We start from the raw sequence: 3,063 nt of genomic DNA, 5'->3' as shown, positions 1-3,063 counted from the left end.
GAGATGGACATCCCTCTTGACGAACTGCACACCGTCTTCAGCCAGTTGTCCCTGGCCAACGTCGTCGCGCTGGAGGACGAGACCGTGGGCCGCTGGCTGCGGGAGCTGGGCGCCCCGGCCTTGGTGCGCGGACTGGTCGGGGACGGGCCGCCGCCCAAGGGGGCCCGGGGTGAGCGGCTGGCCGGGTGCCGGGCGCGGGCCGCGAGCCTCGATCCGGCGGGCGACCTCGCCGCCGTCGCCCGGCTCGGCGGACGGTTCGTCTGCCCCGGCGACCCCGAGTGGCCGACGCAGCTCGACGACCTCGGGGACGCCCGGCCGGTCGGCCTCTGGGTGCGGGGCCCCGCCGACCTGCGGCTGTGGGCCCTGCGGTCGGTGGCCGTGGTGGGGGCGAGGGCGTGCAGCGACTACGGCTCGCACGTGGCGGCCCTGCTCGGCGCGGGGCTCGCCGAACGCGGCTGGGTGGTCGTCTCCGGCGCGGCCTACGGCGTCGACGGCGCGGCTCACCGCGGCGCGCTCGCCGCCGGCGGGGCCACCGCGGCCGTGCTGGCCTGCGGGGTCGACGTGCCGTACCCGCGCGGGCACACCCAACTGCTCGGCAGGATCGCGGAACAGGGCCTCGTGCTCGCCGAACTGCCGCCGGGCGGCCACCCCACCAGGAGCCGGTTCGTCCTGCGCAACCGGGTCATCGCCGCCCTCACCCGCGGCACGGTGGTGGTGGAGGCGGAGTACCGCAGCGGTTCGCTCGTCACCGCCCGGCGCGCGCGGGCGTTGGGCCGGCACACGATGGGTGTCCCCGGTCCGGTCACCTCCGGTCTCTCGGCCGGGGTGCACGAACTGCTGCGCGAGGGCGCCACACTGGTGACCGACGCGGACGAAGTCGCCGAACTGGTGGGCGCCATGGGGGAGCTGGCGCCCGAACGCCGGGGCCCCGCCGTCCCCCGGGACCTGCTCGCCCCGCAGGCCGCGGCCGTACTGGAGGCCGTCCCCGGCCCCGGCGGCGACACCGCCCGGATCGCCCTGAACGCCGGGCTGAGCAGGGACACCACCCTCGGCAGGCTCTACGAACTCCACGGCCTGGGCTTCGTCGCGCGCCGGGGCGACCACTGGCGTCCGCTCGCACAGGCGTCAACATCCGTCCCCTCCAAGCCCCTCGGACGGCGCTCCCCTGTGCGGCGAGGCGGTTCTTGACCTGGGGCGATCGGGTGAAAGGGTTAAGGACATGACCGCCAAGACCGCGGTGACCCCGGCGGCTCCGGCGCCGGGCCGCGCCCCCGCCGGGCCCCGCACGGTCCCGGGGCACGGCCGCCGGCCGAGAGCACGGCCGGTGGATCACGGCCGTGCGGACCGCCGCGCGGGCCCGAGGGGCCCGGTCGCTCCCCGCAGTGCGCCGGTCACGCTACGCTCACGGGACTCCGGCCATGCGGATGGATCCTGTCGCACCTGATCCACGTCACAGCAGAACGGCTCAAGACGACGAATGCCCCAGCAACCCTCCGGATCGGACCGCGCGGCGGCGCCCCCCGCGGCGCGCGGCGCCGCCCGCCCGCCCGCGCCCTCGACCCTCGACGAGCTGTGGCGCTCGTACAAGGCCTCGGGTGACGAAAGGCTGCGGGAGCAGCTGATCCTGCACTATTCGCCGCTGGTGAAGTACGTGGCGGGGCGAGTCAGCGTCGGGCTGCCGCCCAATGTGGAGCAAGCGGACTTCGTCTCCTCCGGGATCTTCGGACTCATCGACGCGATCGAGAAGTTCGACCCCGCCCGCTCCATCAAGTTCGAGACCTACGCGATCACCCGCATCCGGGGCGCGATGATCGACGAACTGCGGGCGCTGGACTGGATCCCCCGGTCCGTCCGGCAGAAGGCGCGGGCCGTGGAACGCGCCTACGCCACCCTGGAGGCCACACTGCACCGGACGCCGTCCGAGGCGGAGGTGGCCGCCGAGATGGACATCCCTCTTGACGAACTGCACACCGTCTTCAGCCAGTTGTCCCTGGCCAACGTCGTCGCGCTGGAGGAGCTGCTGCACGTCGGGGGCGAGGGCGGCGACCGGCTCAGCCTGATGGACACCCTGGAGGACACGGCGGCCGACGACCCCGTCGAGGTGGCCGAGGACCACGAGCTGCGCCGACTGCTCGCCCGGGCCGTCAACACCCTCCCGGAACGGGAGAAGACGGTGGTCACCCTCTACTACTACGAAGGGCTCACCCTGGCGGAGATCGGCCAGGTGCTCGGTGTCACCGAGAGCCGGGTCAGCCAGATCCACACCAAGTCGGTCCTCCAGCTGCGGGCCAAGCTCGCGGACGTGGGCCGCTGACGTGGACCACTGAGAACGCCGCTCCGACCTCGTCTCTTTCCTCGGAGGTCCGTAAAGTGGGACCGTGCCCAGGATTCGAGCGGCCTCAGTGGCCGAGCACCGGACGATGCAGCGCGACGCCCTGCTGGACGCCGCCCGCTCCCTGCTGTCCGAAGGCGGTACGGAAGCGCTCACCTTCCCCGCCCTCGCCGAGCGCACCGGGCTCGCTCGGTCCTCGGTCTACGAGTACTTCCGCTCCCGCGCGGCCGTCGTCGAGGAGCTGTGCGCCGTCGACTTCCCCGTCTGGGCGGCCGAGGTCGAGTCCGCCATGGCGGCGGCGGACACCCCCGAGGCGAAGATCGAGGCGTATGTAAGGCGGCAGCTGGCGCTCGTCGGCGACCGCCGGCACCGTGCCGTCGTCGCGATCTCCGCCGGTGAGCTGGACGCCGCGGCTCGGGAGAAGATCCGGGCCGCGCATGGCGGGTTGATCTCGATGGTGGGCGAGGCGCTGGTGGCTCTCGGGCATGAGGAGCCTCGGCTTGTCGCGATGATGCTTCAGGGGGTCGTGGACGCGGCTGTCCGGCGTATCGAGCTTGGTGTGGAGGAGCCGGAGCGGGTCACCGCTGTCGCGGTGGGGATGGTGTTGCGGGGGGTGCGGGGCTGACGTCCCGGGGTGGGGTGCCCCAGTCCCTCCCCAGAGGGGGGACCCCCACTTCGCCGTTTCGGGGGGGGGGGGGGGGGGGGGGGGGGGGGGGGGGGGGGGGGGGGGG

3 protein-coding genes are annotated in these 3,063 nt (G+C 74.0%); all 3 read left to right on the top strand.

Annotation, left to right across the window (positions count from 1 at the left end):
• Window positions 1-3: 3 nt before the first annotated feature.
• A complete protein-coding gene (gene dprA / locus ACSNOK_RS32075; protein ID WP_436784308.1) occupies window positions 4-1,188 on the top strand; it encodes a DNA-processing protein DprA in 1,185 nt (394 codons plus the stop codon).
• A 289-nt stretch (window positions 1,189-1,477) separates the two neighbouring features.
• Complete coding sequence (whiG, locus tag ACSNOK_RS32070) at window positions 1,478-2,314, top strand: RNA polymerase sigma factor WhiG (RefSeq protein ID WP_436784306.1); 837 nt, start codon at window positions 1,478-1,480, stop codon at window positions 2,312-2,314.
• A gap of 88 nt (window positions 2,315-2,402) precedes the next feature.
• Complete coding sequence (locus ACSNOK_RS32065) at window positions 2,403-2,957, top strand: TetR/AcrR family transcriptional regulator (RefSeq protein WP_436784307.1); 555 nt, start codon at window positions 2,403-2,405, stop codon at window positions 2,955-2,957.
• Window positions 2,958-3,063 lie beyond the last annotated feature (106 nt).

The sequence above is a fragment of the Streptomyces sp. URMC 126 genome (assembly GCF_051386555.1).
Taxonomy (GTDB): domain Bacteria; phylum Actinomycetota; class Actinomycetes; order Streptomycetales; family Streptomycetaceae; genus Streptomyces.
Note: the sequence above shows the minus strand (reverse complement) of the source record. Positions and strands in the feature narration are given on the sequence as shown.